This is a genomic window from Streptomyces sp. YS-3, from assembly GCF_045257485.1.
In the GTDB taxonomy this organism is placed as follows: Bacteria; Actinomycetota; Actinomycetes; order Streptomycetales; family Streptomycetaceae; genus Streptomyces.
The window spans coordinates 1-4,976 of record NZ_JBJHPC010000529.1; the positions used below are offsets into that span (position 1 = coordinate 1).

Annotated in this window: 4 protein-coding genes; all 4 read right to left on the reverse strand. The window is 70.2% G+C overall.

The window, feature by feature from the left end; translation table 11 throughout:
• Positions 1-633 (reverse strand): CYTH domain-containing protein (locus ACJA3G_RS29880; protein ID WP_406556162.1); only part of this gene is annotated, 633 nt, incomplete at its 3' end.
• Positions 634-715: 82 nt separating this feature from the next.
• Complete coding sequence (gene rodA / locus ACJA3G_RS29885; protein WP_406556163.1) at positions 716-1,906, reverse strand: rod shape-determining protein RodA; 1,191 nt, start codon at positions 1,904-1,906, stop codon at positions 716-718.
• Positions 1,906-4,107 (reverse strand): penicillin-binding protein 2, encoded by a 2,202-nt coding sequence (gene mrdA, locus ACJA3G_RS29890; RefSeq protein ID WP_406556164.1) that lies wholly within the window; start codon positions 4,105-4,107, stop codon positions 1,906-1,908. Before mrdA ends, rodA begins: the two co-directional genes overlap by 1 nt.
• Positions 4,108-4,123: 16 nt before the next feature.
• Positions 4,124-4,801, reverse strand: coding sequence for a rod shape-determining protein MreD (gene mreD / locus ACJA3G_RS29895; protein ID WP_406556165.1), 678 nt, complete (start codon positions 4,799-4,801; stop codon positions 4,124-4,126).
• Positions 4,802-4,976: the final 175 nt, after the last annotated feature.

The window sequence follows — 4,976 nt, forward strand, 5'->3', positions numbered from 1 at the left end:
GGGTGCGGGGAGGTCCGGTACGGCCGGGGCGGTCTCCGTGAGGGCGCGGGCCAGCTTGGAGGCGCTGCGTGCCGGGCGCAGGCCCGCCTTGAGGAGCCGTTTCTCGACGCGGTCGAGGAGGGCGGGGTCGGCGTCGTCGGCGAGCTCCACCTCGACCTCGGTCCAGTGGGCGGTGGCGCCCGCGCGTCCGGGGCCGAGGCGCACGGCCCGCACGGAGTCGACGCTCACCTCGGCGAGCGGTGTCCCGTCCGCGTCGAGCAGATGGCGCAGGTCGCGGGAGGAGACGAGCCGGACGACGGGGTCCAGCCGGCGGTCGCGGACGCGGGAGCGCAGGAGTGCGGCCAGGGCGCGCGGGACGTCCGGGGAGAGGGGGGCGCGGATCTCGTCGCGGATGCCGGTGGCGACCGGGAACTTCAGGTGCCAGCCCGCGTCCGCGCCGCCCGTTCTGCGGCGCAGGGTGAGGGAGTCGGCCGCCAGGCGCAGGTCCTGGGTGTCGTAGTAGACGGCGTCCAGCTCGGCCACGCCCCCGTCGATGACGCGCGCGACTCCCGTGACCCCGGTGAGGCCGGGAAGCCGCAGGTCGTCGCCGGTGGCTTCGTACTTCCGCTCGATCTCGCGCTTCGTCTCCGCCATGAACTGAATCTAGACGCGAAACGGAGTCTCAAACAGGCACCGGACCGGCCATGACGGCCGGTCCGGTGCCTCGCGGGCGGTCCTATGCCGTTATCGGCCGCTGCACCCTGATCGACTGGAGCAGTCCGATCGCGACCCAGACCGCGAACATCGACGATCCTCCGTACGACACGAAGGGCAGCGGCAGGCCCGCCACCGGCATGATGCCGAGGGTCATCCCGATGTTCTCGAAGGACTGGAAGCCGAACCAGGCGATGATCCCGGCGGCCACGACCGTGCCGTACAGCTCGGTCGTCTCGCGCGCGATGCGGCAGGCGCGCCACAGGACCACGCCGAGCAGGACGAGGATCAGGCCCGCGCCGACGAAGCCGAGCTCCTCGCCCGCGACGGTGAAGACGAAGTCGGTCTGCTGCTCGGGGACGAACTGGCCGGTGGTCTGGCTGCCCTTGAACAGGCCGGTGCCGGTCAGTCCGCCGGAGCCGATGGCGATCCGGGCCTGGTTGGTGTTGTAGCCGACGCCGGCCGGGTCGAGGCTGGGGTTGGCGAAGGCCGCGAAGCGGTTGATCTGGTACTCGTCGAGCAGCCCGAGCGCCGCGACCGCGATCGCCCCCGCCACGCCCGCCCCTATCAGGCCGAGCACCCAGCGGTTGGAGGCTCCGGAGGCGAGCAGCACGCCCAGGATGATGATCACGATGACCATGACCGACCCGAGGTCCGGCATCATCATGATGATCAGGATGGGCAGCGCGGCGATGCCCAGGGACTTGAGCACCGTGCGGTGGTCGGGGTGCGGGGTGTCCCCGGCGTCGACGCGCGACGCCAGTATCATCGCCATCCCCAGAATGATGGTGATCTTGGTGAATTCGGAGGGCTGGAGCGAGAAGCCGCCGCCGATGATGATCCAGGCGTGCGCGCCGTTGACGGTCGCGCCCAGCGGGGTCAGCACGGCGAGGATCAGCACCACCGAGATCCCGTACAGCACCGGCACCGCGCCCCGCAGGGTGCGGTGGCCCAGCCAGATGGTGCCGATCATCAGCCCGAACCCGATGCCGGTGTTCATGGCGTGCCGGATCAGGAAGTAGTACGGGTCGCCCTGGTTGAGCTGGGTGCGGTTGCGGGTCGCGGACCACACCAGCAGCGAGCCGATGAAGGACAGCGCGAGCGCGGAGAGCAGCAGCCACCAGTCGAGCCGGCGCAGCACCGAGTCGCGCGCGGTGAGCTTGGCGAAGGCGGAGCGCTCGGGCGCGTACCGCTGGACGGAGAAGCCGGCCATCAGTCCCTGCGCCCCCGTCCGCCGCCCCGGTTGTCGGTGTTGGCCGCGGCGAGCTGCTGCTCACCGGGCTTCTTCTCGGGGACCTTCTGCGAGTCCGGGTCGTACGGCTCGACCTTCGGCGCGTCGATGGAGCCGTCGGCCTGGATCCTGGGCAGGGCCTGCTGCGGCTGGGGCAGCAGGGCGCGCTTGAGGTCCTGGTTGCCCGCGTCGTCGAGTCCGTAGATCGCGTCGTAGATGTTGCGCACGGCGGGGCCGGACGCGCCCGAGCCCGTACCACCCTGGGAGATCGTCATGACGATCGAGTAGTCCTTGGTGTACGTGGCGAACCACGAGGTCGTCTGCTTGCCGTAGACCTCGGCGGTACCGGTCTTGGCGTGCATCGGGATCTGCTTCTGCGGCCAGCCGCCGAACCGCCAGGCGGCCGTACCGCGGGTGGCGACTCCCGCGAGGGCTTCGTCTATGTCGTCGCGGGTCGCCCGGGTCATCGGCAGCTTGCCGTGCGCCTTGGGCGTGATCTGCTTGACGGACTTGCCGTCGGCGCTGATCACGGCCTTGCCGACGGTGGGGTCGTAGAGGGTGCCGCCGTTGGAGATCGCCGAGTAGATCGTCGCCATCTGGATGGGGGTGACGAGGGTGTCGCCCTGGCCGATGGAGTAGTTGACCGAGTCACCGGCGCGCATGAGGTTGCCTTCGAGGCAGTTCTCGTACTCGATCTTCTGGACGTAGTCGCCGTCCTTCTTGCCGTGCTTGCACCAGGCGTCCTTGTTGGCCTCCCAGAACCGCTGCTTCCACTGGCGGTCGGGGACCCGGCCTGGGACCTCGCTGGGCAGGTCGATACCGGTCTTGGAGCCGAGGCCGAAGTCGTGGGCGGTCTTGTAGAACCAGTCGGCGGCGTCCTTCTTCGGCTTCATGCCGCCGTCCTTGAGCCACTGGTCGTGCGCGAGACCGTAGTAGACGGTGTCGCAGGAGACCTCCAGGGCCTGGCCGATGGTGATGTTGCCGTGGCCCTGGGACTCGAAGTTCTTGAAGACCTGGCCGCCGACCGAGTACGAACTCGGGCAGGGGTAGGTGTTGTTGAACGCGTACCCGGCGCGGACCGCGGCGGCCGAGGAGACCACCTTGAAGATGGAGCCGGGCGCGGCCTGGCCCTGGATGGCGCGGTTGAGCAGCGGGTAGTTGGAGTCCTTGCCGGTGAGCGCCTGGTAGTCCTTGGCGGAGATGCCGCCGACCCAGGCGTTCGGGTCGTAGTTGGGCAGCGAGGCCATGGCGACGACCCGGCCGGTCTTCGCCTCCATCACGACGACCGCGCCCGCGTCGGCCTTGTAGTTCTCGTTGGTGTTCTTGTCGAACTCCTTGCGGGCCTCGGTCATGGCGTGGTTGAGCTCGTACTCCGCGACGGCCTGCACCCGGGCGTCTATCGACGTGACGATGTTCGAGCCCGGCTCGGCCTTGTCGCTCTGCGCCTGCCCGATGACACGGCCGAGGTTGTCCACCTCGTAGCGGGTCACGCCCGCCTTGCCGCGCAGCTGCTTGTCGTAGGTGCGCTCCAGGCCCGAGCGGCCCACCATGTCCGAGCGCAGATACGGCGAGTCGGTGTCCTTCGCCTTGATGATCTCCTCGTCGGTGACCGGCGAGAGGTAGCCGAGCACCTGCGCGGTGTTGGCCTTGCCGGGCGAGGTGTAGCGGCGCACCGCGGTGGGGTCGGCGGTGATGCCGGGGAAGTCCTCGGAGCGCTCACGGATCTGGAGGGCCTGCTGGGTGGTGGCCTTGTCGGTGACCGGGATCGGCTGGTACGGCGAGCCGTTCCAGCAGGGCTTGGGCGTCTTGGCGTCGCACAGCCGCACCTTGTCCATGACGTCCTGCGGCTTCATACCGAGGACGGCGGCCAGCCGGGTCAGCACGGCCTTGCCCTTGTCGGGCATCTTCGTCAGGTCGGTACGGGACGCGGAGACCACCAGCCGGGTCTCGTTGTCCGCCAGCGGCACCCCGCGCGCGTCCAGGATCGCCCCGCGCACCGCGGGCTGCACGACCTGCTGCACATGGTTGTTCTTGGCCTCGTCCTCGTACTCCTGCCCGTTGCGGATCTGGAGGTACCAGAGGCGTCCGCCGAGGGTGAGGAGCAGGGAGAAGACGAGGACCTGGATGATGACGAGCCGGATCTGCACCCGGGGGGTGCGTCCCGTCTCGGGGATGTTGCTCACGCGGTGGCCCCCTCGTTCACAGTCGCTTGACGCCCTTGATGCGGCCGGCCCGGGCCGCGCGGTTGCGGGCGGCCTTCACCCGCAGGCCGCCCTTGCGCTCACCGATCCGCAGCCCGGTGCCGCCGGAGAGCCAGCCGGAGGAGATGCTCGCGCCGTTGGCGCCGGCGCCCCCCGACGCCTCGGCCAGCGGGTCGTTCTCGGCCCGTCTGGCGAGCGCCATGATGAGCGGCACGGTGAACGGGGCGAGCAGCAGGTCGTAGACGGCGGCCGTGAACAGCAGGTTCACCAGGCCGACATGGCGGGCCGCGGTGTCGCCGACGAGGGCGCCCACGCCCGCGTAGAGCAGGGTGGAGCCGATGGCCGCGCAGACCACCACGAGCATGGGGCCGGTGGCCGAGCGCAGCCGGCCGTGGTCGGGCTTGGCGAGCCCCGCCGCGTAGCCGACCAGGCACAGGACCAGCGCGTAGCGCCCGGCGGCGTGGTCGGCGGGCGGGGCGAGGTCGGAGAGCAGCCCGGCGGCGAAGCCGACGAAGGCGCCGCCGAGGTGACCGTAGACGAGGGCGAGGCCGAGGACGGTGAGCAGCACCAGGTCCGGGACGGCGCCGGGCAGCTGGAGGCGGGCCAGGACGCTCACCTGGACGACGAGGGCGACGACGATCAGGGCGGACGAGAGGATGACCCTGTTGATACGCATCTGGATCAGCTCCTACTGGTCGCCGTCGGCGGCGTTGTTCGCGTTGTTCGCGTTGTTCGCGTTGTTCGGATCGCCGGGAAGCGCGTTGGGCCTGCGGTTGGGATCCGCGTTGGGGTCCGGGACGGGGTTGCCGTTGGGGTTGCCGTTCGGGTTCCCGTTGGGGTCGTTGTTGGGG